General features: G+C 65.5%; 24 protein-coding genes, 3 pseudogenes and 1 other annotated feature. Of the genes and pseudogenes, 10 read left to right on the top strand and 17 right to left on the bottom strand.

The window, feature by feature from the left end; translation table 11 throughout:
- Positions 1-15: 15 nt before the first annotated feature.
- Entirely contained in the window at positions 16-2,076 is a 2,061-nt protein-coding gene (locus tag JL100_RS31940; RefSeq protein WP_228421525.1) for a recombinase family protein, read from the bottom strand.
- 499 nt (positions 2,077-2,575) lie between these two features.
- Between JL100_RS31940 and JL100_RS31935 the strand changes: the two genes are divergently transcribed.
- The 3 genes from JL100_RS31935 to JL100_RS31925 all read left to right on the top strand — a co-directional run bounded on the left by JL100_RS31935 (position 2,576) and on the right by JL100_RS31925 (position 5,838).
- A complete protein-coding gene (locus tag JL100_RS31935) occupies positions 2,576-3,778 on the top strand; it encodes an IS256 family transposase (protein WP_202685841.1) in 1,203 nt (400 codons plus the stop codon).
- Positions 3,779-3,938: 160 nt separating this feature from the next.
- The gene (locus JL100_RS31930) at positions 3,939-5,207 is read left to right on the top strand and encodes an IS256 family transposase (protein WP_228420945.1); all 1,269 of its coding nucleotides are present in this window, start codon (positions 3,939-3,941) and stop codon (positions 5,205-5,207) included.
- 433 nt (positions 5,208-5,640) lie between these two features.
- Positions 5,641-5,838, top strand: coding sequence for a hypothetical protein (locus JL100_RS31925; protein ID WP_228421523.1), 198 nt, complete (start codon positions 5,641-5,643; stop codon positions 5,836-5,838).
- Between the two features lies 1 nt (position 5,839).
- Here the strand turns inward: JL100_RS31925 and JL100_RS31920 are convergent.
- The 8 genes and pseudogenes from JL100_RS31920 to JL100_RS31885 all read right to left on the bottom strand — a co-directional run bounded on the left by JL100_RS31920 (position 5,840) and on the right by JL100_RS31885 (position 11,735).
- Positions 5,840-7,097, bottom strand: a pseudogene (locus JL100_RS31920) (IS3 family transposase).
- Positions 6,697-6,813, bottom strand: a sequence feature (AL1L pseudoknot). It overlaps the preceding pseudogene by 117 nt.
- A gap of 655 nt (positions 7,098-7,752) precedes the next feature.
- A complete protein-coding gene (locus JL100_RS31915; RefSeq protein WP_202685789.1) occupies positions 7,753-7,974 on the bottom strand; it encodes a hypothetical protein in 222 nt (73 codons plus the stop codon).
- 1 nt (position 7,975) lies between these two features.
- Positions 7,976-9,601 carry an IS66 family transposase gene (tnpC, locus tag JL100_RS31910; protein WP_202685790.1) on the bottom strand — a complete coding sequence of 542 codons (1,626 nt, stop codon included), beginning with the start codon at positions 9,599-9,601 and terminating at the stop codon, positions 7,976-7,978.
- A 62-nt stretch (positions 9,602-9,663) separates the two neighbouring features.
- A complete protein-coding gene (gene tnpB / locus JL100_RS31905) occupies positions 9,664-10,011 on the bottom strand; it encodes an IS66 family insertion sequence element accessory protein TnpB (RefSeq protein ID WP_202685791.1) in 348 nt (115 codons plus the stop codon).
- Positions 10,008-10,382, bottom strand: coding sequence for an IS66-like element accessory protein TnpA (tnpA, locus tag JL100_RS31900; protein ID WP_228421521.1), 375 nt, complete (start codon positions 10,380-10,382; stop codon positions 10,008-10,010). Before tnpA ends, tnpB begins: the two co-directional genes overlap by 4 nt.
- A 93-nt stretch (positions 10,383-10,475) precedes the next feature.
- Positions 10,476-10,658 (bottom strand): response regulator, encoded by a 183-nt coding sequence (locus JL100_RS31895; RefSeq protein ID WP_228421519.1) that lies wholly within the window; start codon positions 10,656-10,658, stop codon positions 10,476-10,478.
- A 269-nt stretch (positions 10,659-10,927) separates the two neighbouring features.
- Positions 10,928-11,170, bottom strand: coding sequence for a hypothetical protein (locus tag JL100_RS31890; protein WP_202685811.1), 243 nt, complete (start codon positions 11,168-11,170; stop codon positions 10,928-10,930).
- Positions 11,171-11,324: 154 nt separating this feature from the next.
- Positions 11,325-11,735: a response regulator gene (locus JL100_RS31885; protein ID WP_202685812.1), complete on the bottom strand. Its 411-nt coding sequence runs from the start codon at positions 11,733-11,735 to the stop codon at positions 11,325-11,327.
- Between the two features lie 259 nt (positions 11,736-11,994).
- Between JL100_RS31885 and JL100_RS31880 the strand changes: the two are divergent.
- The 4 genes and pseudogenes from JL100_RS31880 to JL100_RS31865 all read left to right on the top strand — a co-directional run.
- Positions 11,995-12,453 (top strand): annotated as a pseudogene (locus JL100_RS31880) (IS6 family transposase); the annotation flags it as partial.
- 83 nt (positions 12,454-12,536) lie between these two features.
- The gene (locus tag JL100_RS31875) at positions 12,537-13,757 is read left to right on the top strand and encodes an IS256 family transposase (RefSeq protein WP_228421517.1); all 1,221 of its coding nucleotides are present in this window, start codon (positions 12,537-12,539) and stop codon (positions 13,755-13,757) included.
- A 56-nt stretch (positions 13,758-13,813) separates the two neighbouring features.
- Positions 13,814-14,062: pseudogene (locus JL100_RS31870) on the top strand (DDE-type integrase/transposase/recombinase); the annotation flags it as partial.
- A 75-nt stretch (positions 14,063-14,137) separates the two neighbouring features.
- Positions 14,138-14,347, top strand: coding sequence for a PQQ-dependent sugar dehydrogenase (locus JL100_RS31865; protein ID WP_202685266.1), 210 nt, complete (start codon positions 14,138-14,140; stop codon positions 14,345-14,347).
- Positions 14,348-14,626: 279 nt separating this feature from the next.
- Here the strand turns inward: JL100_RS31865 and JL100_RS31860 are convergent, their stop codons facing one another.
- The 8 genes from JL100_RS31860 to JL100_RS31825 form a co-directional block, all read right to left on the bottom strand.
- Complete coding sequence (locus JL100_RS31860) at positions 14,627-16,153, bottom strand: aldehyde dehydrogenase (RefSeq protein ID WP_407697043.1); 1,527 nt, start codon at positions 16,151-16,153, stop codon at positions 14,627-14,629.
- A gap of 51 nt (positions 16,154-16,204) precedes the next feature.
- Positions 16,205-17,110 carry a hydroxymethylglutaryl-CoA lyase gene (locus JL100_RS31855; protein WP_202685263.1) on the bottom strand — a complete coding sequence of 302 codons (906 nt, stop codon included), beginning with the start codon at positions 17,108-17,110 and terminating at the stop codon, positions 16,205-16,207.
- A 1-nt stretch (position 17,111) separates the two neighbouring features.
- Positions 17,112-18,275: an iron-containing alcohol dehydrogenase gene (locus JL100_RS31850; RefSeq protein ID WP_202685262.1), complete on the bottom strand. Its 1,164-nt coding sequence runs from the start codon at positions 18,273-18,275 to the stop codon at positions 17,112-17,114.
- A 34-nt stretch (positions 18,276-18,309) separates the two neighbouring features.
- Positions 18,310-19,518, bottom strand: coding sequence for a CaiB/BaiF CoA transferase family protein (locus JL100_RS31845; RefSeq protein WP_202685261.1), 1,209 nt, complete (start codon positions 19,516-19,518; stop codon positions 18,310-18,312).
- Positions 19,515-20,171: a GntR family transcriptional regulator gene (locus JL100_RS31840; RefSeq protein ID WP_228421515.1), complete on the bottom strand. Its 657-nt coding sequence runs from the start codon at positions 20,169-20,171 to the stop codon at positions 19,515-19,517. The genes JL100_RS31845 and JL100_RS31840 overlap by 4 nt, the downstream gene beginning before the upstream one ends.
- Positions 20,172-20,307: 136 nt before the next feature.
- The gene (locus tag JL100_RS31835) at positions 20,308-21,282 is read right to left on the bottom strand and encodes a DctP family TRAP transporter solute-binding subunit (RefSeq protein WP_202685259.1); all 975 of its coding nucleotides are present in this window, start codon (positions 21,280-21,282) and stop codon (positions 20,308-20,310) included.
- 216 nt (positions 21,283-21,498) lie between these two features.
- Positions 21,499-22,737, bottom strand: coding sequence for a CaiB/BaiF CoA transferase family protein (locus tag JL100_RS31830; protein ID WP_202685258.1), 1,239 nt, complete (start codon positions 22,735-22,737; stop codon positions 21,499-21,501).
- Between the two features lie 9 nt (positions 22,738-22,746).
- Positions 22,747-23,718, bottom strand: coding sequence for a hydroxymethylglutaryl-CoA lyase (locus tag JL100_RS31825; RefSeq protein WP_202685257.1), 972 nt, complete (start codon positions 23,716-23,718; stop codon positions 22,747-22,749).
- Between the two features lie 109 nt (positions 23,719-23,827).
- Between JL100_RS31825 and JL100_RS31820 the strand changes: the two genes are divergently transcribed.
- The 3 genes from JL100_RS31820 (at position 23,828) to JL100_RS31810 (ending at position 26,004) form a co-directional block, all read left to right on the top strand.
- Positions 23,828-24,535, top strand: a complete 708-nt coding sequence (locus JL100_RS31820) for a GntR family transcriptional regulator (protein WP_202685256.1) — start codon at positions 23,828-23,830, stop codon at positions 24,533-24,535.
- A gap of 69 nt (positions 24,536-24,604) precedes the next feature.
- The gene (locus JL100_RS31815; protein ID WP_202685255.1) at positions 24,605-25,576 is read left to right on the top strand and encodes a Bug family tripartite tricarboxylate transporter substrate binding protein; all 972 of its coding nucleotides are present in this window, start codon (positions 24,605-24,607) and stop codon (positions 25,574-25,576) included.
- On the top strand, positions 25,573-26,004 hold the full coding sequence (locus JL100_RS31810; RefSeq protein WP_202685254.1) for a tripartite tricarboxylate transporter TctB family protein: 432 nt from the start codon (positions 25,573-25,575) through the stop codon (positions 26,002-26,004). The genes JL100_RS31815 and JL100_RS31810 overlap by 4 nt, the downstream gene beginning before the upstream one ends.
- Positions 26,005-26,007 lie beyond the last annotated feature (3 nt).

Below are 26,007 nucleotides of genomic sequence, written 5' to 3'. Positions count from 1 at the left end.
CGGCTATGTCATTGATCAGAATAGCATTTTCTGCTCATCCGATGGTCCCGCGGGGTGCCTGTGGCGCTGGCGGGCCTGATCTGTAATCCGCTGCCCGGTTTTCCCCTCAAGTATGACTCTGCGGAACAGCCATGGTCCATCGGCGAGGGGATGCTCGGCCTCTATCTCGCCGCCCTCGGCGGCCAGGCGCAGTGTTTTGGTGCTGATGCCGAGGAACGCCGCGGCTTTGGTCAGGTTCATCCATCCGTCCGCGCTGGCAACCTCCGGGCGGTGAACTGGGATCCTGTTATGTGACCTGAGCGCGGTCACGCGTTCCCGCGTCCAGCGGTTGCCACGACCCGTGACGAGGCCGTTTCGATTGAGCAGACCGGCGATCAGGTCGTCGCCGGCAATCCGGACCAGCACGCGCACGGCCTCGACGATCTCGATGGAGGTCCCGGTAGACTGGCCACGTCGACGTCTCGGCAGACGCAGTTCAGTGTGGACGCCTCCGGCCCAATGGACCACGAGGACGATTTCGGCAGCGTCATCGTCGACATCGACGACAACCTCCTCAACCAGGGTCCGCACGATCCGTTTCTTCAGCCTCGCGTCGGCAGACGGGTCCTGCCACACGGTCTTCAGGTCGTCAGCCAGCGTCGCGAACTCATCGGAGGTCACCGACGGGCGTTGGGGCACGGTCTGAACATGCGCCGCGATCCGGTTCTCGACGGCGACAACGCGCTCAAGGGCACGGTTCCAGCGCACTTCCAACTCTGCCGTGACCTGCCGGTTCAACGGATCAGCGGCATCGTATTGCCGAAAAGCTCGGTCGGCGGCATATCGGGCGGCCGTCAGGTCGCGCTCGAGAGCCTCGCGGACATCGTCGCGTCGTTGAGCTTCCTGCCGCTCCATCCGCAGGGCCGCTTCCACGGCCTCCGGGCCGACGGCTTGCAGCACCTGTTCCCCGATGGCGGCATCCACCGGCAATCCACCGAAGGCGATGCAGCGTGGTTCGCCACTGTCCATCCAGCCGCGGTTGCAGGCATAACGCAGGATGTCATGATCGTTGCCGGTATAGCGGACGGTCAGTTTACGGCCACACCGTCGGCAGCGCAAAATACCGGCGAGCAGGGCATCGCCGCGCTTGGCCGCGCCACAGGCTTCACCGCCCTGAGTGTTGTCCTTGATCATCGCCCGGATCGCCTCGGATCGCTCCCAATCGACATAACCTTCGTGTGCGCCGGGATACAGCGCCAACCAGTCCTCCCGTGCTTTACGCCGGGTACCGCGCCGTGGGGTCGGTCCGTCGTGAAGCGCCACGGTCCCTGTCTTGCCATAGGCATAGGCGCCACCATAAACCGGGTTCGTCAGGATCCGGTAGAGCGTTCCATAACAGGGACGCTTCCAGACGACATCGGCACCCGATCGCCGGGCCGGGAGATCGAGGTTGTGCTCGAGGAACCATAGCAGGGCCTGACGGACGCTGCCGAGTTCGGCGAACTTTGAAAAGACCAAGGCGATGGCTTCCCGGATGCGGTGGTCGGGATCCTTTTCCAGGCGGTGGCCATCGGCCTTGATGTATCCGATCGGGACCATCACGACCAACTCGCCGCGACGCGCCATCTCGTGGCGTGCGGCCAGGGAGCGCTGACGCAGGAGGTCGAGTTCGTACTCGTTCAGGCTGCCCTTCAGACCCAGCAGGAGCCGGTCATTGCCCTGGCGCGGCGCGTAGATGGTCTCCTGATCGACGAGCAGGGTGTCGACAACACGGCACATCTCGATCAGTTGTTGCCAGTCGCGACTGTTGCGGGCGAAGCGTGACACCTCAAGCGCCGCCACCGCTCCGACTTTGCCAAGGCAGACGTCGGCCACCATCCGTTCGAAGCCGGTCCGCGCCACCATTCCGGCCGCGGAGCGCCCAAGATCCTCATCGACAATCTCGACTTCCGACCATCCCAGGGCACGCAACCGATCCTTCATGGCGTACTGCAGCGCGCGGCTCTCGCGGTTGTGCGCAACCTGGTGAGGTGAAGATTGACGGACATAAAGCACCGCCTTGCGCTCAAGGTGATGCGGCTGGATCTTGTCACTCATCAGTTTGTCCTCCCATTCGCCCACCGACCGGGTTGCCCGCCGCCGCCAGCAGCATCCGCGCCATCAGACGCGCCGCCGTGTCGAGCGCCACCTTGGGCAGGCTGGTCCGATCAGGTCCTGGGCAGGACCGAGGAAACAGGCTGAGTTGTCTGGTTGGGAGCGGCAGGTTCGTGCGTGGCATCGGCATCTCCTCGGCTCTGGTGGGAGGGATGCCTTGCTCCTATCACTGAAACGGCCGACGGTACTCGACCGATGATGTCCGACAGCAGTGTTTTGAGATTATCCAGTGCCGCCAGATCGACCTGTTGGCGAGGTAACGTCCAACGGAGTGGTGGAAATTGGCCCTTGAAGGGTTGAGGCGGCCCGGGTGGAGCTCGCAGAGCGGAGCCCGGGCCGCCTCAACCCTCCGCCGCTGGGGCCGCAACGACGTGGAGGTGGTCATCACGCTCTTCAGGTAAGGTCGAGTTGCGACACGAGACCAGACCCCGAGAGAGGCATGATGACCAAGGATACGATGACACTTCTGCTCGACCAGATCCAGGCCAGTACCGATGGCGACTTCCTGCGCGCCATCGCCGCTCACACGCTCCAGCGACTGATGGAGTTCGAGGTCGACGGCCTGATCGGCGCCGGGCGCCATGAGCGGTCCGACGAGCGCACCACATACCGCAACGGACATCGGGATCGTCAGCTGGAAACCCGGCTCGGCACGCTCGACCTGAAGATCCCGAAGCTGCGCCAGGGCACCTACTTTCCGGCCTTCCTGGAGCCCCGCAAGACCGCCGAGAAGGCGCTGACGGCCGTGATCCAGGAAGCGTGGATCCAGGGCGTGTCCACCCGCAAGGTCGATGACCTGGTCCAGGCGCTGGGCATGACCGGCATCTCCAAGTCGCAGGTCTCGGCCCTGTGCCAGGACATCGACACCCGCGTGCTGTCCTTCCTCGAGCGGCCGCTGGACGGCGAGTGGCCCTACCTCTGGCTCGATGCGACCTACATCAAGGTCCGCCAGAATGGCCGCATCGTGTCGATCGCGGCGATAATCGCCACCGGTGTCAACCAGGACGGCCGCCGCGAGATCCTCGGGCTCGGCCTGGGCCAGTCGGAAGCCGCCACCTTCTGGATCGAGTTTCTGCGGGGGCTGGTCCGTCGCGGTCTGAAGGGCGTGAAGCTGGTGATCTCCGACGCCCACGAAGGTCTCAAGGCGGCTATCACCCAGGTCCTGAGCGCCACTTGGCAGAGGTGCCGGGTTCATTTCATGAGATCGCTCTTGGCCCATGTGCCGAAAAGCCAGCAGTCGGTCGTCTCGGCCGCTGTCCGGCAGGTCTTCGTCCAGCCCGATCGCGAGACTGCCGGACAAGCCTGGCGCCACGTCGCCGATCAGCTCCGCCCACGCTTTCCCAAGGTCGCCGCCCTGCTTGACGATGCCGAACACGACGTGCTCGCCTACATGGACTATCCTGAACCCCATCGTAGCAAATTGCACTCGACCAATCCGATCGAACGCCTGAACAAGGAAGTAAAGCGCCGGACCAATGTCGTCGGGATCTTCCCGAACGAGGCCAGTGTTCGCAGGCTTGTTGGTGCTGTACTTCTCGAGCAAAACGACGAGTGGCAACTACAACATCGTTACCTGACGCTTGAGACCATGACCGGCATGGTCGCCAGTGATGAAGCAGCCCTCGCCGCGCTGACCAAGACCTGACCTACGGTGCTGATGGCCTCCTCCCAATTTACACCAGCTTGACGGACGCAATCTGTGGCGAGAGCTATGGGGGAAACTGGGTGATGACGAGGTGAGGAAGGTGGCGTAACGAGGTAGGTGCTTGACGCCTGCCAGAACCTCCACGAGGGAGCGCTACGCCATGAACGAAGATACCAGCATTGTCCGGCTTCGCCAGCCCGAAGAGATCGATGATCCCCTGACGGCCCTTCTCCGATCGGGAGCCCGCCAGTTGTTGGAGCAGGCCATCGAAGCCGAGGTGGCGGCTTTCCTGGCTGCCAGCAAAGACCTGAAGCTGGCCGACGGCCGGGACCGGTTGGTCCGGCATGGCCATGGACCGGAGCGCATGATCCAGACCGGGATTGGGCCGGTCGAGGTCCAGCGGATCAAGGTCCGTGATCGCGCTCCCGGTCCGGCAGCCGAGCGCATCCGGTTCAGCTCAGCCTTGCTGCCGCGCTGGGCGCGCCGGACGACCAGTCTCGACGCCCTGCTGCCAATCCTGTATCTGCGCGGCGTTTCAGCCGGTGATTTCCAGGAGGCGCTGAGCGTTCTGCTCGGCAAGGACGCGCCCAACCTGTCACCGGCGGTCATCGCGCGGCTGAAGGAGAGCTGGGCGGACGACTACGCGCGCTGGCAGCGGCGGGACCTGTCGGCCCGGCGCTACGTCTATGTCTGGGCCGACGGCGTCTACCTCCAGGCCCGCATGGAGCCTGCCGCCGAGTGCATGCTGGTGATGATCGGCGCCACGCCGGAGGGTAAAAAGGAACTGCTCGGCTTCCAGGTCGGCGTCCGCGAAAGCGCCCAGAGCTGGCGCGAACTGCTGATCGACCTGAAGGCCCGCGGGCTGGGAATCGCCCCGGAACTGGCGGTCGCCGATGGTGCTTTGGGCTTCTGGAAGGCGCTCGACGAGGTCTTCCCCGGCACGCGTCATCAGCGCTGCTGGTTTCATAAAAGTTCTAATGTTCTCAACAAGGTGGCGAAATCGCTCCAGCCCGCGGTCAAGCAGGACCTGCGGGAGATCTGGATGGCGCCCGACCTCAAGGCGGCGGAGCATGCCCTTGATACCTTCGAGAAGAAGTACGGCGCCAAGTACTCCGGTGCCGTCGAATGCCTGACCAAAGATCGTGATGCCCTGCTGGCCTTCTACAGCTTCCCGGCCGAGCATTGGGATCACGTGCGGACCACAAACCCTATAGAAAGCGTCTTCGCCACAGTCCGGCACCGGACGGTCCGCACCAAGGGGGCGCTTTCCCAGGACACTGCCAAGCTCATGGTCTTCAAGCTGATCTCGGCAGCATCCAGAACTTGGCGGCGACTTCAGGGCGAAAACCAGTTGCCCAAGATCATCCAAGGCGTCAAATTCCGCGACGGCATCGAGGTCAGCGTGCCGACATCACACAGCGCCGCCTGAACACCTCGTCACCCAAATTCCGCTATAGCTCCCTGTGGCGCTTGGGCAGGGTGAAGATGAAGGCATGCGGCGCGATCGAACATCCACGAGGGCACCGCCAAACATTGTCCCTTCCGGTCTGCCGTCGTACTGCACCAGAACACGGGCATGTTGCCGCGCTTGACGACTTCGTGAACATGCACCTCGCGGCCAAACCAGGGATGCCAGGGATAAAGAACTTCCCGTACCTCGGTCCCATGGGCGTTGTGTTGCTTCGTTGTACAACTCCCGCAGACCTCATTCCAGCCTTGACCGGCAAACACCCGATCAGGCCTACTTCAACCCGCTTCCGCAGATCGCGGCAGCCTGAACCCGGCAGCCGCTCCACTTATCAGCCGAAAAATCTGTTCAGACAAGCGGAGCCAGCTCTGTAAACCCGGCGCGGTTCAATCCAGTGGCAGCCGATGCGTTTGTCTCCGGTGGCGCCGAGACGCCGCCTGCACCACCTCCCCAGGCTCAGGAGCCGGCTGAGAAGGTGAAGCTGAAACACTTGACCATCGACATCGAGCCAGCGCTGCACAAGCGCCTGAAAGCCAGGGCGGCCGAGGAGGACATGAACCGCACCGGGATTCCCGGAGGCCGATTTGGTTGAGTCACGCCGCCCTGGCGACGTCCTCGGTTTGAGCATAGTAGCGTGCTTCGGCCTCGGCGGGTGGAATGTTGCCGATGGGTTCGAGCAGGCGCCGGTGGTTGAACCAGTTGACCCATTCCAAGGTGTCGAACTCGACGGCTTCCAAGTTGCGCCATGGCCCTCGGCGTCGGATCACCTCGGTCTTGTAGAGGCCGTTGATCGTCTCGGCCAAGGCGTTGTATCGCCTACGGCGTTAGCTGAAGCTCCATAGGAATCGCCGACGCTGCCGACCGACGGCTCGACACCGGCCTCGGCCAAGTGCTCGGTGTAGCGAATGCTGACATATTGCGACCCGCGGTCGGAATGGTGGATGAGGCCGCTGCCTTTGGCCGGACGGCGGTCGTGAAGCGCTTGCTCCAGGGCATCCAGGACAAATCCGGCGTGTGCGGTGCGCGAGACCCGCCAGCCGACAATCCGCCGGGCAAACGTGTCGATGACGAAGGCCACGTAAACGAAGCCTTGCCAAGTCGCCACAAACGTGAAATCCGCGACCCACAAGGCGTTCGGGCAGGACGCCTGGAACTGGCGGTTCACCCGGTCGAGCGGACACGGTGCCGCCCGGTCGCTGATCGTCGTCCGCACCGTCTTGCCGCGTGTCACCCCCTTCAGCCCCATACGCCGCATCAGCCGGGCCACTGTGCAACGCGCCACGTCAAGGCCTTCCCGCCGCAACTGCCGCCAGACCTTCCGAACCCCGTAGACCTGGAAGTTCCCGTCCCAGATCCGCCGGATAGCCACGCTGAGTTCCGCATCGCTTCGCCAGCGGGCCGGCGCCTTTGACGGGTCAGTCCGCAGGGCGGCATGGGCGTGATAAGTTGACGGGGCGATCGGCAGCACTTTGCAGATCGGCTCGACCCCGTGGACGGCGCGCTGCTCGTCGATGAAGGCGATCATTTCCTGAACGGGCGGTCGAGCTCCGCCTGGGCGAAATACGCCGATGCCTTGCGAAGGATCTCGTTCGCCTGGCGCAGTTCCCGGACCTCGCGCTCCAGCGCCTTGATCCGCTCCTGCTCGTCCGTCGTCGGGCCGGGCCGTTTCCCCTGGTCGCGCTCGGTCTGCCGGACCCAGCCCCGCAGCGTCTCCGCCGTGCAGCCGATCTTCGCCGCGATCGAGCTGATCGCCGCCCACTGCGACGCGTGCTCGCCTTCGTGATCGAACACCATCCGAACCGCGCGTTCGCGGACTTCAGGGGCGTACTTGGGTGATGCCTGTTTCGTCATGATGACCCCAGTCTCTCAAGAAATGGGGCCTCCGGTAAACCCGGCGCGGTTCAACACATCGATTGCCGACATCGCCCGACGCCTGCTTCAGGAATGGGCGTATAGGTGATTTCACGGAAGCACGACGATACAGATTGGCGTGTTATCGTGTTTCTGTGCTTCCTTGTGTAAGGAAGTAAGGATTTAAGATCCCTCGCCGGGAGGGCATCTCCTCCGGTTGCTGGAGCAACCAGAGGAGAGCCATGAGGGTGTTTCTTGGAGTGGGCATTAACACCCTTCCACCCATCCATGCTCGCAAGCTGCGCGTGGACGGGTCCCTGTGAAGCCACTTGACGCCCAACGTGCGGGAGATAGTCGGCCGCTCGATGGCGGCCTCTGAGTGCTCAAACGAAAAATGACATGCTCAGGCAGCTCTCACAAATAGGTCCATCCCCTCTGGTACCCTGATGGGAATGACGCCTTGCTGGACCCGTTGAGCTACCTCGACACTTTCTACAAGGCTCTTCGTTGCAAATGGCTTCTTCAACCAGCCTATCGCTGCATCCATGTTCCGGCGCGCTATCTCATCTTGAGCGCTTACGAATATAGAGCTTACGCCCCAGCTAGACGAAAGTGTCCGAGCGATATGTACCCCATCTTCATCGTAACCGGCCGTTCAAGGCCCAGGGACTGGTTTTTTGTAGAGGGGTATGAGGTCGCGCAGGCTCTCGATGCCGAAGGCAGTGAACGCCAGGACTTCCTCGCCTCCGACGCCGTAGATCCAGAGGACGCCGTCCTCGGGTTCCATGTCGAGACTGACCTCGTGCAGCAGATCCTCGTCCTCGCCGAGCATGTCGGCGACGCGAGCGATGGTGAAGACGGAGCCGATCGCGGCCATTTCAGGCGGCTTGTGCCCGGAGCGCCTCGCTGGAGGCCCAGTTCCAGGGCAGGAGTTCGTGCAGGCGGCTGACCAGCTGGTCGCCGATGCGGTCGAGTACGGCCGCGAGATAGGCCTCGGGATCGAGACCCGAGAGCTTGGCCGTCTCGATGATCGTCATCGCGTCCGCGATCACCGCGCCGCCGGCGTCCGAGCCGGCGAAGAGATAGTTCTTCCTGCCCACCGAGATCGGCCGGATCGCCCGCTCGGCCGGATTGTTGTCGATCGCCACGCGCCCATCCTCGAGGAACAGGGAGAAGGCCTCGACGCGCTTGAGGAAGTAGCGCATTGCGGTTGGCAGGTCGCCCTTGCCGGGAATGCGCCGGAGCCGGTCCTCGCACCAGGCCAGGAAGGCTTCGACCGGACCCCGGCTTCGCTCCTGCCGAATGCGGCGGCGCTCCTCCGCCGGTCGCCCGGTGATCTCGCGCTCGATGTCGTACAGGACGCCGATCCGCTCCAGCGCCTCAAGGGCGATTGGGGAGCCGGTGGACTTCCAGACGTCGTGGAAGGCGCGGCGCAGATGAGCCCAGCACGCCGCCTCGCGGATCCGCCGATGACCCTCGGCGCCCGGCTGGTAGAGCTTCCTGAAGCCGCCGTAGGCGTCGGCCTGCAACACGCCCTCGAAGCCCGCGAGATGGGCCTGCGGGTGCTCGCCCTTGCGGTCGGGCGAGAAGAAGTAGGTCACGGCGGGCGGATCGCTTCCGCCCCAGGGCCGGTCGTCGCGGAGATAAACCCAGATCCGTCCTTCCTTGACCCCGCGGGTTTTGCCCTCGGCGGCGCGGCGTCCGGGATCGAGGACGCGGATTGGGGTATCGTCCGCGTGCAGCCGGTCCGACCGCATGACCTCGGCGCGGATCAGCTCGGTCAGGGGGCGCAGCGCCGCGACCGCCTGGCCGCACCAGTCGATCAGGGTGGACCGGGGAATGTCGGCCCCCATCCGGGCGAAGATCTCGCCCTGGCGGTACAGGGGCAGGTGATCGTCGAACTTCGAGACCAGGACATGGGCCAGCAGGGCCGGACCCGCCATTCCCCGCCGGATCGGCCGGGACGGCGCCGGCTCCTGGACGATCCTCTCGCACAGCCGGCAGGACTTCTTCAGCCTGCTGGTCTCGATCACCTTGAGCTTGGCCGCGACGAACTCGAGGACCTCGGACAAGTCCTCGCCGAGCAGACGAAGCGGGCCGCGGCAGTCGGGGCAGTGGTCGCCGGGATCGAGCACGATCCGCTCGCGCGGCGCGTCGTCGCGAAGGCGCGGTTTACCCCGCCGGCGCGGTTCGGTCCTCGGCAATGCCGGCTCCTCCCCGGCGTCATCGGCATCGGAACGTTCGGCCGAAGCGTCGTTGGCGGCCATCGCCACCTCGACGTCCTCGAGCGTCAGCTGGAGTTGCTCGAGTTCACGGCCGATCCGCTCCGAACTCGGTCCGAACCGCTGCCGCCGCAGCTTGGCGATCTGGATCCGGAGCGCCTGGACCAGGGCCTCGAAGGCCAGCGCCGAGGCCCTGGCGCGGGCCATCTCCTCACGCTGGGCAAGGATGATCGCCTTCAGGGCGGCTGGGTCGTCGGGCAGGGCATCGGGCAACGGCGGCATGGAACAAGTCTAACAAAAATCCGCCCCTGGTGACAGTATTCATCAGTCATGAACAGGGAAAATCATCCCACCCGCATCGGTCCGGCAGTCCAGGCGGGACGCCTCCAGTCGATTCCCTCCCACAGCATTGCCAGTTGTGCCGCCGTCAGCCGTACCGATCCGTCCGAAGGTGCCGGCCAGGGGAAGCGGCCCTGCTCGAGAACCTTGTAATACAGACAAAACCCCTGGCCGTCCCAGTGGAGCAGCTTGATTCTGTCGCCCCGACGCCCCCGGAAGGCGAAGACGGCACCCGAGCCGGGGGCCTGCCGGAGGTGCTCCTGCGCGACCGCCGCCAGCCCGGTGATTCCCTTGCGCAGGTCCGTGACCCCGCAGGCGAGATAGACCCGAACGCCGGTGCCCAGGCCGATCATGCCGCCTCCGCGACCCGGATCAGCCGCATCAGAACGCGATCCGGAAGGTCGGCGGCAAAGCGCAGGGTGCGGCCACTGCGCAGCCCGATCTCGACAGGGTGGCTTGGCGCATCCCCGCCACATCCGGCGCCCAGGCCCGGCTCCTCCTCCGTCACCTCGACCGGGAGGAATACGGCCTTGCCCGTTGGATGGACGGCCTTGCGCTTCAACTCGCAGCGCCACTGATAGATGTTCTGCCGGGAGATGTCATGCCGGCGCGCCACCTCCGAGACGCTCGACCCGGGAGCGGCAGCCTCGGCGACAATCCGCATCTTCTCGTCCAAAGACCAGCGACGCCGGCGCTCACTTCCATTCAGAACCTCCACCCGCATATCTCACCTCGCTGTTGACGTCCATAACGACGTCGTTAACGACGTAAGCTATCTCGATAGCAAAATCCTTGTAAGGCGGCCTGGATCGGCCGGTTACTCTTCATCTTTACCGAGATTGATATCTATCAAGGCTATATCTGGAATTTTTTGATCCAGCAACTTCACAGCATCATCTAAGCTTGACGCAACCCCCACGACTTCATGACCTGCTTCCTGAAGAGTCATTCCAATATATAATGCAATGATGGCCTCATCTTCAACAACGAGGATCTGCATGCTGGTGATCTCCCTTCCGTTGGTTGGGCAGTGCCGAATGGGTAATCGTCTTTCACAAATCTAGAACTATTCGATCTTATCAAACAGGCCGGTGTACACTTTGTTGCTATGGTTAATGCACTTTGAGCAGAGCAGGCCTGATTTTCTTAGATATATCAGTGCGCTTAATTCTACATACGAAATAATTTTGCATGTAATGGCAGTATTTTCAATACACCTCAGATATGATTGGATTTTTTTCAATCAGATAGCTCGTGCACGGGGAATTATTAAGTTGCTTTAGTTATCCTCAGGCGCGCTCTTACACCCACGTTATTAGGGTTGAGATCCAGCCGACAGATGAAGCCTTTGGGCTGATAGTGCGCCACCACCTGAGCAGCTACAGCCCTGATGGTTTCCCTACTTAGATCGTAGCTGAAGGGATAAGAATTGTTTTTGGTGCCCGCCTTCTCCAGTTTCTGATCCAGGACGCGGATGACATCCAGGGCCAGCTGCTCCACTGGGTCAGTCATGGTCAAGCCTCCTCGGCAGCCTCAGCCAAGGCGAGAGTATCCCGAGAGCGGAGAGGCAGCTTATACCTATTTAGTTTTAGCTAAGTATGGCTTACAGGGCGGAGTTGTTTTCCGCCTGTGGGTCGGAAACGGTTCTAGGGTCTGTCGCGGCCCTTCAGCGGTTCCACCTATCTTGTAAGATAGCCGTCACAGAGTTCAGAACGGTGTCCTCCGCAACGGGCTTGATGAGGATGTCCGAGGCCATCTCACGCCCCTCCAGGGGGGCTCGTTTGTAGTCGCCAGTGATGAAGACGACGGGAACTCCCAGGGGGGCCAATTCGGAAGCAACGGAAATCCCGTCGATGACACCTCCGAGATCGATGTCAAGCAGAGCCAGGTCAGGCAGATGCTGGTATGCCATCTCCAGTGCCTTCTCAGCCGTGTATGCCGGACCGACCACCGAATAGCCTGCATCCTTTAGCATTTCCGCCCATCCCAAGGCGATCAAGGGATCGTCCTCACACACCAGAATACGGGGGGTGATGGAGTATTCTTCCTGGGGGAGAGGCTTCAAAACAGCAGACATCAGAAATCTTCCCTTCATATCTCATCAAATACAATACGGGTGCTCTGATTAAGAATATCTTACCAATATATTGCGCCTATACTTAGTATCATTTTTATATTAATAGAAAAATAACATATAGGTCTTGATAATTTTGTTTGGTTTTTATGCATGTCGGGGAAGATCCGCACCGGTAGCTTGGTGCTGAGCGCGGGGAGGTATCGTCAAGTTGGCGGCGGGTCGGGTTGCCTGGGCAGCTCGGGTTGGTTATGGGGCCGGCATGACGAGCTCAACCAAGTCCTTTTACGCCGGCCACCGCTTCCCTCCGGATCTGATCAGCTACACCGTCTGGCTGTACTTTCGCTTTCCCCTGAGCCTTCGGATGGTCGAGGAGATGCTGGCCTTCCGCGGCATCGTGGTCAGCCATGAGACGATCCGTCAGTGGGGCCTCAAGTTTGGTCAGGAGTTCGCCAACATCATCCGCCGACGGCTGCCTCGGCCCGGCGACAAGTGGCACATGGATGAAGTCGTGCTCAAGATCGCCGGCAAGACGCACCATCTTTGGCGCGCCGTCGACCAGCACGGCGTTGTGCTCGATGTGCTGGTTCAGAGCCGGCGCTGCAAGAAGGCGGCCAAGCGGTTGCTCCGCAAGCTGCTGAAGCGGCAGTGCCGGCTGCCTCGGGTCATGATCACGGACAAGCTGCGCTCATATGGGGCGGCGAAGAAGGAGATCGTGCCCAGGGGGCGGGGGGGGGGGGCGCGTCGGAGAGTGTCAGGAATTTCGTGTGAGGGCGGGCATACTGGGAGAAAAGGAGATCCCGCATGGCTCGTCGCAAACCACCCGTCATCCCTGACGCCCTGCTCGACCAACTTCTTGCCGTGTCCGACGCGAAGAGCGCGTTCGATCCGAACGGCCTTCTGGACGGCCTGAAGAAGGCGCTTGCCGAGCGGGCGCTGAATGCCGAGATGGACCATCATCTCGCCGGCGAGGACGAGGCCGGCAACGGCCGGAACGGCTACGGCCGCAAGACGGTGCTGAGCGACACCGGCAAGCTGGAGCTGGAGATCCCGCGCGATCGGCGGGCGACCTTCGATCCGCAGCTCATCGCCAAGTACCAGCGGCGCTTTCCCGGCTTTGACGACAAGATCGTATCGATGTATGCCCGCGGCATGAGCGTCCGGGAGATCGTCGGGCACCTGCGCGAACTCTACGGCGTGGAGGTCTCGCCCGACCTGATCAGCGCCGTGACCGACGCCGTGCTGGACGAGATCGCCGCCTGGCAGGCCCGGCCGCTGGAGCCGGTCTACCCGCTGGTGTTCTTCGACGCCCTGCGGGTCAAGGTCCGCGACGAGGGACTGGTCCGCAACAAGGCCGTCCACGTGGCCCTCGGTGTGCGGGCCGACGGCACCAAGGAGATCCTCGGCCTGTGGCTGGAGCAGAACGAGGGCGCCAAGTTCTGGCTGCGTGTCCTGAACGAGCTGCGCAACCGCGGCGTGGAGGACATCCTGATCGCCGTGGTCGACGGGCTGAAGGGCTTTCCCGACGCCATCCAGGCGGTGTTCCCGCAGGCCATGGTCCAGACCTGCATCGTGCACCTGCTGCGCAACAGCCTGGAGTTCGTCTCCTGGAAGGACCGCCGGGCCGTCGCAGCCGCCCTGAAGGACATCTACCGGGCGATCGACGCCACGGCCGCCGAGGCCGCGCTGGAAGCCTTCGAGGACAGCGCCTGGGGACGCAAGTATCCGGCCATCAGCCCGTGCTGGCGCCGCGCCTGGAACGAGGTGGTGCCGTTCTACGCCTTCCCGGCCGAGGTCCGGCGCATCCTGTACACCACCAACGCCATCGAATCCTTGAATGCCAAGCTCCGCCGGGCCGTTCGCGCCCGAGGCCACTTCCCGACTGACGATGCCGCCCTGAAGCTGATCTTCCTGGTCTTGCACAGGACCGAGAAACAGTGGACCATGCCGGCACGCGAATGGGCCATGGCAAAGGCTCAGTTCGCCGTCCTCTTCGGTGAGCGCTTCACAAAGGCATTCGCCTGATCATGCGAAACCGCCCGCCATCACACGAAATTCCTGACACTCTCCAGCGTTTTTTCGAGCACCGCCAGCACAAGGGGCTCAACAACCGGGCGGAAAACTCCCACCAGCCAACCCGACGACGGGAACGGCAGATGAAACGGTTCAAGTCGGCTCGGCACGCCCAGCGCTTCCTGTCCGCCCATGACCCGATCAACAACCTCTTCCTCCTGTCCCGTCACCGCATGACCGCAACCAACTACCGCGCCGATCGCGATCGTGCCTTCGAGGCATGGCACGACATCTGCGGCATCCAGCTGGCCGCATAGCCCGCACCTGCCCGGTGCGCCGTCAAGCGCGTCCAACCCTCGGTTCCCGCCCAACAAGTTGACGATGCCCACGCGCTGATCGGCTCGCTGAGCGGCACGGCCATCGTCCGCGTGACCTTCGACGGGGACACGGCGCGCGAGGCCGAACGCATTCCCCTGGGGGGCCGAATCCGCGACGTGGCGCAAGGAACGGACGGCGCCGTCTACGTCATCAACGACGGCACCGAGGGAGCGGTGTGGCGTATCTCGCCGATGGATACCGGCAACGAGGCCAGCGGCAACTGACGCGACGAAGCCCGTGGACTTCCGCGGGCGACTGCCGGAACCGAACTCCGGGAACAGCGCGGCGCCCGTGAGGGCCGGGGCCTGGTCCTCCAGGCGGAACTCCGGTTCATGGCGGCCTTCCTCGCCGGTGTCTCGGACCGACGCCCGCCCGCAGGGACGGAGCGAGGGCCTGCTCACGCAGACCATCGTCTCCGCCCCTGCCGATCAGGACAGCCCGGTGGTTGATGCCGCCTCGTTCCGCAGGATCAAGCGGCGCCCGCCGCCGGCACCCTCGCGACGTCAGCGCATCACGAAGGGATTCGGCACCTCGGTCTCGGTCGAGATCCAGACGGTCTTGGTCTGCAGGTACTCCTTGATCGCATCCTGTCCGCTTTCCCGCCCGATGCCGCTCTGCTTGTACCCGCCGAACGGCGCCATGTAGCTCGTCGCCCGGTAGGTATTGACCCAGACCATGCCGGTCTGCAGGCGGTTCGGCAGCGTGTGGGCCTTCGAGATGCTCTCGGTCCACAAGCCGGCGCCGAGGCCGTAGGGTGAGTCGTTGGCGATCGAGACGGCCTCGTCCTCGTCCTCGAAGGGGATGACCGAGAGCACCGGCCCGAAGATCTCCTCGCGGGCGATGCGCATGGTGTTGTTGACGCCGGTGAAGATGGTGGGCTCGACGAACCAGCCGCCGCTCAGTTGGGGATCGCTCGGCTGCCGGCCGCCGAGCACGGCCTCGGCCCCCTCGTTCCGCGCGATGTCCAGGTAGGAAAGGACTTTCTCGAGCTGCGGCTTGGTCGTGACCGGGCCCACCTGGGTCGTCGGCAGCATCGGGTCGCCGAGCGTCGCGGTGCGCGCGAACGCCACCAGCCGGCCGATGAACTCGTCGTGGATCCGGCGGTCGACGAGCAGGCGCGAGCCGGCGATGCAGGTCTGGCCGCTGGCGGCGAAGATGCCGGAGACGACGCCTTTCACGGCGTTGTCCAGGTTGGCGTCGGCGAGCACGATGTTCGCCGACTTGCCGCCGAGTTCCAGGGTCACGCGCTTCAGCGTCGCCGCCGCGGCCTGGTAGATCCGCTTGCCCGTGGTCTCGGATCCCGTGAAGGCGATCTTGGAGACCAGAGGGTGCTCGACCAGGCGCTGCCCCACCTCCGCGCCGAAGCCGGTCACGACGTTCAGGACGCCGGGCGGGAAGCCGACGGATTCGAAGATCCGGGCGAACTCCAGCATGGAGGCGGACGTGAACTCCGACGGCTTCACGACGACGGTGTTGCCGGCCGCGAGTGCCGGGGCCAGCTTCCAGGCGGTCAGGAACAGCGGGGAGTTCCAGGGGATGATGGCGCCGACGACGCCGATCGGCTCGTGCCGGATGTAGGTGAAGTTGCCGGGCTTGTCGATCGGCAGCACGGCGCCCTCGACCTTGTCGGCCAGGCCGCCGAAGTAATAGTACCACTGCCGCATGTAGTTGGTCTGGCCGAGCATCTCGGTCAGGAGCTTGCCGTTGTCCCGGACTTCGATATGGGCGAGGCGCTCGGCATGGTCGGCCAGGGCGTCGCCGAGCTTGCGCAGCAGGGCTCCGCGTCCGGTCGCGTTGATCGACCTCCAGGCGTCGCCGTTGAAGGCGGCGTGGGCGGCCTCGACGGCGCGGTCCACGTCCGCCTCGCCGCCGCGCGGGATCAGCGCCCAGGTCTTCCCGGTGTAGGGGTTCTGGGTTTCGAAGACCTCGCCGGACCGGGCCGCCGTCCATTCGCCGCCGATCAGCATGTCGTAGCGGACCAGGCCGTCCTTGCCGGTGCCCTGGGACTCATGGGGGGTGCTGGGTGTCATCCTGTTTCTCGCTCGTTCTTCGTTGCCGCGCGCCGGCGGGTTATGGGCATCTCAGGCGGCCTTGCAGGCCATGCTGGTCCGCCACGTGGCGCTGTCCAGGGGGCGGTCCCGCCAGTCGGCCAGCAGGGAGGCCGCGTGGAGCAGGGCGCCCTCGTCGATCCCCGTCCGCACGCCCATGGCGGCCAGCATAGAGACCGCGTCCTCGGTCGCCAGGTTGCCGGTGGCTCCGGGAGCATAGGGGCAGCCGCCCAGTCCTCCGACCGCCGCGTCGAAGGTGGTGATCCCGGCATCGAGGCCCGCCAGCATGTTGGCGAGCGCCCGGCCGCGGGTGTCGTGGAGATGAAGCTCGAACGAGACCGCCGGGAACTGCCCGATGAGGCGGGCGCACAGGCGGTGGACCTGCGCCGGGTCGGCGACGCCGATCGTGTCGCACAGCCCGATCCGGGTGGAGCCGGCGTCCGCGAGCCGTCCGACGATCGCCAGGATCCGTTCCTCCGGGACATCGCCCTCGAAGGGGCAGCCGAAGACGACCGAGAGCGAGATGCGCGTATCCAGTCCCATGCGCCGCGTCTCATCCTCCAGGACGAGGATCTCGCTGATCGAGTCCTCGGTCGTCCGATTGAGGTTGCGCTTGTTGTGGCCGTCGGTGGCGGAGAAGACGAAGGTCACGCCGTCGATCCCGGCCCCGACGGCCCGGTCGAGCCCGCGGCGGTTCGGCACGAGGGCGAAGGCCTTGAAGTCCAGATCGCCGACGGCCCTGACCACCTCCTCGGCGTCCGCCAGGTTCGGGATCCATTTCGGGTGCGTGAAGGAGGTCACCTCGATCTCGCGGAATCCCGCGGCCGCGAGCCTGCGGACGAGGTCGATCTTGGCGTCGGTCGGAAGCATCTGCTTCTCGTTCTGAAGGCCGTCGCGCGGGCCGACCTCGATCATCGAGACGGAAGAGGGGATGCGCATGTCAGGCTTCCTTCCTGAAGGCGTCCTCGAGGATGCCGACGAGGCCTTCGTAGGTGACGTCGCGAGGGTTGGGCAGCACCTGCCGGCTGTTCGTCATGCCGTCGGACGCCAGGGATGCGATGGCCGAGCGCGGAATGTCCAGGTCGTCGAGGAAAGCCGGGATGCCGATGTCGCGCGACAGGGCCTCGACGGCATGGACGGCCCGTTCGGCGCCCGTGCGGACGGGAAGCTGTTCGACCTTTTCCCCCATCGCGATGGCGATATCCCGGTAGCGGTCCAGCGCGCTTACCATGTTCCAGCGCATCACGTACGGCAGCAGGACCGAGTTCGCGACGCCGTGAGGGACGTTGAACCGTCCGCCCAGGGGCATGGCCAGCCCGTGCACCATGCCGGTGGCGGCGCTGCCGAAGGCAAGGCCCGCGTAGAGGCTGGCCGTCAGCATGCTCTCCCGGGCCTCGATGTTCCGGCCGTTATGGACCGCCGTCCGCAGCGACGAGGCGATCATGCGGATCGCCTTCAGCGCGAAGTCGTCGGTGAGCGGCTGGGCGAAGCGGGAGACATAGGCCTCGATCGCGTGGGTCAGCGCGTCCATGCCGGTGGAGGCGGTGACCGCCGGCGGCAGGCCGAGGGTGAGCTCGGGGTCCAGGATGGCCGTGTCGGCGAGAAGGTGGCGGCTGACGATCCCCTTCTTCGTCTTGTCGGCCTTCAGGCTCAGGACGGCGACGTTGGTGACCTCGCTGCCGGTTCCCGACGTGGTCGGGATCAGGATCTTCGGCACGCCGGGGCGCTCGACCTTGTCGATCCCCAGGTACTGCGCCACGTCGCCCTCGTTGCGGGCCAGGACCGAGGCGCATTTGGCCACGTCGAGCGCGCTGCCGCCGCCCAGGCCGACGATCAGGTCGTATCCTTCCCGGCGCACCGTTTCGGCGCAGGCGATGACCGTCTCGATGCTCGGGTCCGGTTCGACCTCGGTGAAGAGATCGCCGCGGCGCCCGCCCAGCAGTTCCGTCACGCGCGGGGCGATCCCGGCCTTCACCAGGCCCGGGTCCGTGACGATGAGGATCTTGCGCGCGTGCAGTCGGTCGATCTCGGCCGGAAGCTGGGCGATGACGCCGCGGCCGTGGACCAGTCGCTGGATCGCCGTGAATACCGTCGGACTCGCCATTGTCGTTTTCTCCTTTATTCTTTTCAGGCGTCGCTCAGATCACGCCGCGGGCGCGCAGACCCGCCAGGGCCTGCTCGTCCAGGCCCAGCCGATCGGCCAGGATCCTGTCGGTGTGGGCGCCAAGGGGTGGTCCGACCCAGCGGATCGACCCCGGTGTTTCCGAGAGCCGCGGCACGACGCCCTGCATGGCGAGGGTCCCGTAATCCTCGGTCTCGATATCGACGACCGATCCGCGTTCCCGAAAGTGCGGGTTGCCCGCGACATCGGCGGCATCGCTGACGGGACCGGCAGGGACGCCGTGCTCCTCCATGAGGTCCAGCAGGTCGGCCATGGTGCGCGTCCGGGTCCACGACGCGATCAGGTCGTCCAGCTCCCGCTGGCGGATGCCCCGCTCGCGGTGCGTGGCGTAGCGGGGATCCTCGCCGAGTTCCGGTCGCCCCATGGCCGTCGCCAAGCGGCGGAAGATGCCGTCCCCGTTGCCGGCGATCAGGATCCAGGAGCCGTCTCCGGTCGGGTAGAGGTTGGAGGGCGCGATCCCGGGCAGCGTCGAGCCGGTGCGCCGGCGGATCGCTCCGGTGGCGCTGTATTCCGACACCACGCTCTCCAGGATGCCCAGGATGCTGTCGGTGATGCCGACATCCACCGTCTGGCCCCGCCCGGACCCGTGCCTCGCTTCCAGGGCGGCCAGGATGCCGATGGCGGTGAACATGCCCGCCAGGGAATCGCCGATCGATACCCCGACCCGCGGCGGCGGCTGGTCCGGATATCCCGCGAGGTTGCGCAGGCCGGCCATGGCTTCCGCGATGGCGCCGAACCCGGCGCGGTTCCGGTAAGGCCCGGTCTGGCCGAATCCCGATACCCGGCCGACGATCAGGCGCTCGTTGTCCGCCTGGAGCGCCTCGGGGGAGAGGTTCCACTTCTCCAGCGTGCCGGGCCTGAAGTTCTCGATGAGGACGTCGGCCTCCCGCGCCAGCTTGCGGACGATCTCCTGGCCTTCCGCGGTGCGCAGGTCGAGCGTCACCGACTGCTTGTTGCGGGCGATCACCGGCCACCAGAGGGATTTGCCGTCCCGCTGCACGGCGCCCCACTGCCGCATGGCGTCGCCGCCGGACGGCGGCTCCACCTTGACGACGTCGGCGCCGAGGTCGGCGAGGATCTGTCCGCAGAACGGGCCGGCGATGAACGCGCCCAGCTCGATGACCTTGATACCGGCAAGCGGGCCGGCGCCCGTTCGCGCGCTCATGCGAATCCTCCGACGATGGCGAGCCCGCGGCGCTGCTTGGTGTCTCCCATCAGGGCGGCCAGGCTTCTCCGGCTGGCATCGGACGCGTGGGTCGTGATCGCCTCCACGGCCTCGTCGCGCCGTCGCTCGCGGATCAGCTCCAGGATGTGCAAATGTTCGCGGATCGAGCGTTCTCGCCCCTCGGTCGTCCAGACCTCGAGCCACCGAGCCCGCGCCAGCCTGAGCATGACGTCCTCGATGGCCCGGACGAAGAACGCGTTCCCGCTCATGCGGGCGATCTCGACGTGAAGCTCCGTGCCGACACGATGCCACTCGGCCCTGGGGCCGTCGATCGTGCAGGAGGTCACCATCTCGACGACGATGTCGATATGGCCGGGATCCGCCCGCTCGCAGGCCAGCGCGATCGCGTCGCGCTCGATGCAGCGCCTGAATTCCGAGACCTGCTCGATCTCGCCGAAGGAGATCGGGGTGACCGACCAGCCGCGCTCGTCGCGACACACCAGCCCCTCGCCCTCGAGACGGGAGAGAGCCGCCCGGATCGGCGTCCTGGACGCCTCGAAACGGCTTTCAAGGGTGCGTTCGCTGAACCTCTCTCCCGGCTTCATGCCAAGCGACAGGATGTTCTCGCGCATCTGTTCGTACACGCTGTGCATCTGTGACACAGTCAGTATCCTCATTGTCGGAGCGGGCAGGGGGGCCCGCGACTTCGCCGCCTCGCGCCGCCGGTGCCCGTCTTCCAGCGTGGGAAAGGAACGCCGGGCAAGGAGAGAGCCCGGCATCCCCTGCGCATCACTGACTGGCTGCGGCCGCTTCCTTGACGATCAGGTCCACAAGATCGGGGAACTTGGCGCGCCACAGGTCATAGACCGGCTTCGTCTTCTCCACGAAGGGCCCGGTGTCCACCTCGTTGAACCGGACCCCGGTCGCCTCGATCGTCTTGCGGAGTTCGATCTCGTCGTTCAGCGAACGCTGGCGGTTGAACTCGCCGGCTTCCTTGGCCGCGGCCCGGATCGCTTCCTTGTCCTTGTCGGAGAAGGTGTTGAAGACGACCTTGCTGGCGAGGAGGACCGTGGTCTCGTACTTGTGGCTGGTCAGGGAGATGTATTTCTGCACCTCGTGGAGCTTCGAGGAGTAGATGTTGATCAGCGGGTTTTCCTGGCCGTCGACCACCCCCTGCTGGAGGGCGATGTAGAGCTCGGAGAAGGCCAGCGGCGTCGGGTTGGCACCGAGAGCCTTGAAGATGTCGACCGTCATCGGATCGGGAGGCGTGCGGACCTTGATGCCGGCCAGATCCGCGGGCTTCTCGATCGGGCGGACATTGTTGCTGGTGTGCCGGATGCCGTTGTCCCAGTAGGCCAGGACGACCAGCCCCATGGGATCCGCCGCCTTCCTGATGGTTTCGCCGACGGGGCCGTCCACGACCTTCCAGGCCTGGGGCAGGTCCTGGAAGAGGAAGGGCAGGCCCAGCACGGCGATCTCGGGAACCACGCCGGATGTCGTGCCCTGGGAGTTCGCGCTGAAGGCCATGGTCCCGAGGCGCATGTTGGTCAGCGCCTCGGCGTCCTCGCCGAACTGCGCGCTGCCTCCGACATCGATCTGGACGCGCCCCTCGGTCTTCTCGGCGACGAGTTTCGCGAACAGGAGCGACGCGTCGGATTTAGGATTGCCGGGCGCCGCATTGTGCGACAGCTGCAGTTTCTGCGCGTGGACGGGCGATGTGAACAGGACGACGGCCGCTGCGATCGCCAGGATGCTCGTTTTCATTCTTCCTCCCCTTGTCTGGCCGGGCCTTGTTTTCTCCCGGGCGCCGGTCACGCCGGGCGGCCGCGGCCGTTCTTGTTCGTGCGCGGGGCTCCCGGACAGGTTCGGCGAGCCCCGCGTACCAACTGGTATACCAAGGGGAATACCGAATCAACGGAAAAAGTTGGTTTCCATACTATCCTTTCGGCGCCGTGCCGGCAACCGGCTTGGCGGGCATCGTCACGGCGCGGGCTCGGGCTTTCGCGGCATGTAATGACCCTGCGGTTCGGCGGCGACCCGGACGATCCGCGCCGCCTCCAGATCGCCGATCTCCTTCTCGGAAAGGCCGATCGACCGAAGCACGTCGCCCGTGTCGCCGCCGAGCGGCGGTGCCGGACGGTGAACGCGGCATGGCGTCCCGGCGAGCTTGACCGGAAAGCCCAGCATGCGGACCGTTCCGGCACCGGGGTGATCGACGTCGATCGCCATTTCCTGCGCCCTGACCTGGGGATCGGCGAAGACTTCGGCGAGGTCCTGCACCTTGCCGCAGGGAACGCCGGCGGCGTTGAGCCTGGCGATCCACTCCGCCTGGCTGCGGGTCCGCATGCGCTCGTCGATGATCGTCTTCAGCTCGGCGCGCCGGCCGAAGCGCTTCGGATTGTCGTCGAAGCGCGGATCGCTCAACAGGTCCCCCAGGTCCAGCGCTCCCAGGAAGCGGCCGAGGACGACATCGTTGCTCGGTGCCACGGCCACCTCCCCGTCGGATGCCTGGAAGAGCCCGTACGGCGCCACGAGGGGATGATCGTTGCCGGTGCGCGGCGGCACCTGGCCGGTCGCGAAGAATTCGGAGGCCAGGTAGGCCATCAGGCTGACCGCCCCGTTCACCATCGCGGATTCGACGCGCTGGCCCCGGCCGGTCAGGTCGCGGGACCGCAGGGCGGACAGGATCCCGAAGGCGGCGTACAGGCCGGCCACCAGGTCGGTGATCGGCTGGCCGCTGCGCATGGGCTCCTGGTCGGCCGCCCCGTTGACGCTCATGAAGCCGCTCATCGCCTGAGCGATGAAGTCGAAGGCGGGACGGTCGACATACGGGCCGGCGCTGCCGTAGCCATTGACGCTGCAGGTCACCAGGCGGGGATTGATTTCCTCCAGGCGCTCGGGGCCGAAACCCATCTTGGCCAGCACGCCGGGCCTGAAATTCTCGACCAGGACATCGGCGGTGGCGATCAGCCGGGCCAGGATCTCCTTTCCTTCCTCGGAGTAAAGGTCCAGCGCGATCGACTTCTTGTTGCGGTTGAAGCTGGCGAAGTACCAGCTCAGGCCCTCGCGGATCGTGCCCTGTTCGCGGACCGGGTCGCCGTTCTCCGGCTCGACCTTGATCACCTCGGCACCCATGTCGCCGAGCAGCATGGTGCAGAACGGTCCCGAAAGGACGCGCGTGAGATCGACGACGCGGATGCCGTCCAATGGAGTGGTCATGACTTCACCTCAACCGCAAGCCGTCGCGACGGAGTCGACGGGATAGAGCGAGAGCCGCGGCCCGGCCTTCATCACCTGGCCCGGCAGCGTCCGGCCGACGACACTTTCGAGCCGTCGCGAGACCTCCACCAGCCGCGCGAGGTCGACGCCGGAGCGGACCCCGCACTCGTCGAGCATGTAGACGAGATCCTCGGTGCAGATGTTCCCGGTGGCGCCGGGGGCGAAGGGGCAGCCGCCGAGGCCCCCGATCGACGCCTCATAGCGGGTCACCCCCTCCTCGAGCCCCGCATAGACGCAGGCGAGCCCGACGCCGCGCGTATTGTGGAAGTGAAGCGTCACCTCGGTCTCCGGCAGCTCCCGGCGCAGCGCGCGGCAGGTCGCCTTGACGATGGGGGGTGTCGCCATGCCCGTCGTGTCGCCCAGCGTCAGGCGGGTGATGCCGAGGTCCCGGTACGCCTTGGCGATGTCCACGACCCGGCTTACCGGAACGGATCCCTCGAAGGGACAGCCGAAGGACGTCGCGATCGCGCCGTACACGGGAATGCCGGCCTCGCCGGCGACCCCGCATACCTCGCCGAAGCCGTCCAGGGATTGAGCCACGGAACGGTTCACATTCTTCCGGTTATGGCTTTCGGAGGCGGACAGGAAGACCACCATGGCGTCGATCCCCACGGCGGCGGCGCGTTCGGCTCCCCGGGCATTCGGCACCAGGGCGGTCAGCGCCGCGCCCTTCGACCTGTCGACCCCGGCGATCACCTCGGCGGCATCGCGCATCTGCGGAACCGCCCGCGGCGACACGAACGACGTCGCCTCCAGCTGCCGGATCCCGGCGTCTATCAGGCCGTCGATCAGGGCGATCTTCTCTTCCGTCGGAATCCATCCGGGCTCGGACTGCAGCCCGTCGCGCGGGCCGACATCGATCACCGTGACCTCGGCGGGAAAGCCCTCCATGCGGATCTTCTGATCATCGGTCGTGCGCATTTGCATGCTCGTCCTTTCGGCTCGTTGGGGGTTGCGGTGGTCGACCAAATTGGCATACCGTCTACACCCAACCGGCGGCGCAAGGCCAGGGCGGAGTCGAGGATTTTCGATGGGGAACGACGGCGACGGCAGCAGGCAGATCGGAAACCAGGTGTTTGCGCGGCTGCGCAAGCTCATCCTGGAGCTCGACCTGGTGCCTGGGGAGAGGGTCTCCGAGCGGGACCTGCAGGCCCTCGTCGGCGCGTCGCGGACACCGATCCGCGAGGCGCTGCTGCGCCTGGAGCGGGAGGGGCTGGTGGTTCGCGAACACCGCGGCTACCGCGTCGCCCCGATCAGCGAGCGGGAGCTGGCCTCCGTCTACGAGTGGCGGGAGATCGTCGAATCCCAGGCCGTCCGGCTGGCCTGCGCCCGCGCCCTGCCGGAACAGCTGGACGCCATCCAGGCGACGATCGATCGCGGGCTGCACGACGCGTCACCCGAGACCTGGTTCCGGATCGGCAGCGACGTGCATGTCATGCTGGCCGGCCTGTCCGGAAATCCGTTTCTCATCCGGGCGGTCGAGGACATCATGCTGCGCATCGACCGCGCCCGCTGGCTGCTCGCCAGTACGCCCGAGGGACGCGACACGGCGCACCGCGAGCACACCCGGATCGTGACGCTCATCCGGGCGGGAGACGCCGAGGCGGCTGCCCAGGCGATAACCGCCCATGTCCGATCCGGACGCGACGCCGTCCTGTCCGCGTTCGAGACCGAGATCCGCAAGTCCAGGCTCCGCGGCTCGGTGCTTGGCGGTGCCCGCGAACGTCTCGTGACATGAGGGGGCTCCGCCTCGCCTCCTCGGGGACGTCATCGCTTCAACCATAAAAATGGAGAGGAACGCCAGATCATGATAACGGCCCTGAAACGCATCGTCGGGGGTGCCGCCCTGATAGTCTCGCTGAGCGCCTTCACGCCGGCGAACGTCGAATGCATCGCTCCGGCCGATCCGGGAGGCGGCTGGGACTTCACCTGCCGCACGGTGGGCAAGCTGCTCTATGACCAGAACCTCGTGCCCGGGCCGGTGCAGGTCACCAACATGGCCGGCGGCGTCGGCGCCGTCGCCTATGCCAACGTCGCTTCCAAGCGGCCCGGCGCGGAGAACCTGATCGTCGCCACCAGCACGGTCGGCATCACGCAGATCGCCCAGGGGAAATACCCGGCCGACACCGACGTCATGCGCTGGATCGGCATGCTGGGCACCGATGTCGGAGTCGTCCTGGTCCCGAAGGATTCTCCGATCCAGGACCTCGGCCAGCTGCTCGCCTCGCTGAAGTCGGATCCGGGTTCGGTGGTGGCCGCCGGATCTTCGGGCATCGGCGGCTGGGACCATATCCGCCTCCTCATGCTCGCGCAGGAGACCGGCGTGACCAACGCCGACCTGCGGAAGATCCGCTGGGTCCAGTTCGACGGCGGCGGGCCCGCCGTGACCCAGATGCTCGGCGGGCATGTCGGCACCGTCGTCACCGACCTCGGGGAGGTGGCGGGCTTCGTCGAGTCCGGCGACGTCCGCATCCTCGCGGCGCTCTCCGACGAACGGATCCCCGCCTTCCCGGACGTGCCGACCGCCAAGGAGCAGGGAGTCGACGTGACCGGCTACAATTGGCGCGGCTTCTACACCGGCGGGGAGGTGTCCGACGAGGCGTACCAGGGCTGGGTCGACATCCTCAGGAACCTGTACGAGTCCAAGGAGTGGAAGGAGACCGCCACGTCCAAGGGTCTCGTGCCGATCTGGCGCGGCGGCGAGGAGTTCCAGGCCTTCGTGAACGAGCAGGTCGCCGACATGCGGGACATTTCCAAGGCGATCGGGATCATCAGGTGAGCGACCGCATCGCCGGACTGCTGTTCGCGGCACTGGCGGCGTGGGCCTTCGTGACCGCGGGGAGCTTCGAGGCCGGGTTTTCGGACCCGGTGGGCCCCGCGGCCTTCCCGCGCCTGCTCGCGGTGCCGCTCGGAATCCTGAGCCTGTTCCTGATCCTGCGGCCGGATCCGAACCCGCGATGGGCCGTAGGGCGGCCCTTGCTTCGCCAGGCCCTGGCGGTCGCGGTCCTCGGAGGATACGCCCTGCTGCTGGAGACGCTGGGCTTCCCGGTGGCCACCCTGCTCGGCGTGACCTTCCTGGCGCGGCTGCTCGGCGCGCGCTGGCTGCCGGCCCTCGCGACCGGTGCCGCCCTGTCCCTCGTGCTGTTCGTGCTTTTCGACCAGGTCCTCGACCTGCCGCTGCCGCTATGGCCCCAAACCGTCGGATAACCC

It is taken from the genome of Skermanella mucosa (assembly GCF_016765655.2).
GTDB lineage: Bacteria > Pseudomonadota > Alphaproteobacteria > Azospirillales > Azospirillaceae > Skermanella > Skermanella mucosa.
Note: the sequence above shows the minus strand (reverse complement) of the source record. Positions and strands in the feature narration are given on the sequence as shown.

Bases quoted from the DNA above. Each gene is read 5' to 3' on its own strand.
- JL100_RS31940 (WP_228421525.1), bottom strand. From the start codon at position 2,076: ATGAGTGACAAGATCCAGCCGCATCACCTTGAGCGCAAGGCGGTGCTT.
- JL100_RS31935 (WP_202685841.1), top strand. From the start codon at position 2,576: ATGACCAAGGATACGATGACACTTCTGCTCGACCAGATCCAGGCCAGT.
- JL100_RS31930 (WP_228420945.1), top strand. From the start codon at position 3,939: ATGAACGAAGATACCAGCATTGTCCGGCTTCGCCAGCCCGAAGAGATC.
- JL100_RS31915 (WP_202685789.1), bottom strand. From the start codon at position 7,974: ATGGCCGCGATCGGCTCCGTCTTCACCATCGCTCGCGTCGCCGACATG.
- tnpC (WP_202685790.1), bottom strand. From the start codon at position 9,601: ATGCCGCCGTTGCCCGATGCCCTGCCCGACGACCCAGCCGCCCTGAAG.
- tnpB (WP_202685791.1), bottom strand. From the start codon at position 10,011: ATGATCGGCCTGGGCACCGGCGTTCGGGTCTATCTCGCCTGCGGGGTC.
- tnpA (WP_228421521.1), bottom strand. From the start codon at position 10,382: ATGCGGGTGGAGGTTCTGAATGGAAGTGAGCGCCGGCGTCGCTGGTCT.
- JL100_RS31895 (WP_228421519.1), bottom strand. From the start codon at position 10,658: ATGCAGATCCTCGTTGTTGAAGATGAGGCCATCATTGCATTATATATT.
- JL100_RS31890 (WP_202685811.1), bottom strand. From the start codon at position 11,170: ATGACTGACCCAGTGGAGCAGCTGGCCCTGGATGTCATCCGCGTCCTG.
- JL100_RS31885 (WP_202685812.1), bottom strand. From the start codon at position 11,735: ATGTCTGCTGTTTTGAAGCCTCTCCCCCAGGAAGAATACTCCATCACC.
- JL100_RS31875 (WP_228421517.1), top strand. From the start codon at position 12,537: ATGGCTCGTCGCAAACCACCCGTCATCCCTGACGCCCTGCTCGACCAA.
- JL100_RS31860 (WP_407697043.1), bottom strand. From the start codon at position 16,153: ATGACACCCAGCACCCCCCATGAGTCCCAGGGCACCGGCAAGGACGGC.
- JL100_RS31855 (WP_202685263.1), bottom strand. From the start codon at position 17,110: ATGCGCATCCCCTCTTCCGTCTCGATGATCGAGGTCGGCCCGCGCGAC.
- JL100_RS31850 (WP_202685262.1), bottom strand. From the start codon at position 18,275: ATGGCGAGTCCGACGGTATTCACGGCGATCCAGCGACTGGTCCACGGC.
- JL100_RS31845 (WP_202685261.1), bottom strand. From the start codon at position 19,518: ATGAGCGCGCGAACGGGCGCCGGCCCGCTTGCCGGTATCAAGGTCATC.
- JL100_RS31840 (WP_228421515.1), bottom strand. From the start codon at position 20,171: ATGCACAGCGTGTACGAACAGATGCGCGAGAACATCCTGTCGCTTGGC.
- JL100_RS31835 (WP_202685259.1), bottom strand. From the start codon at position 21,282: ATGAAAACGAGCATCCTGGCGATCGCAGCGGCCGTCGTCCTGTTCACA.
- JL100_RS31830 (WP_202685258.1), bottom strand. From the start codon at position 22,737: ATGACCACTCCATTGGACGGCATCCGCGTCGTCGATCTCACGCGCGTC.
- JL100_RS31825 (WP_202685257.1), bottom strand. From the start codon at position 23,718: ATGCGCACGACCGATGATCAGAAGATCCGCATGGAGGGCTTTCCCGCC.
- JL100_RS31820 (WP_202685256.1), top strand. From the start codon at position 23,828: ATGGGGAACGACGGCGACGGCAGCAGGCAGATCGGAAACCAGGTGTTT.
- JL100_RS31815 (WP_202685255.1), top strand. From the start codon at position 24,605: ATGATAACGGCCCTGAAACGCATCGTCGGGGGTGCCGCCCTGATAGTC.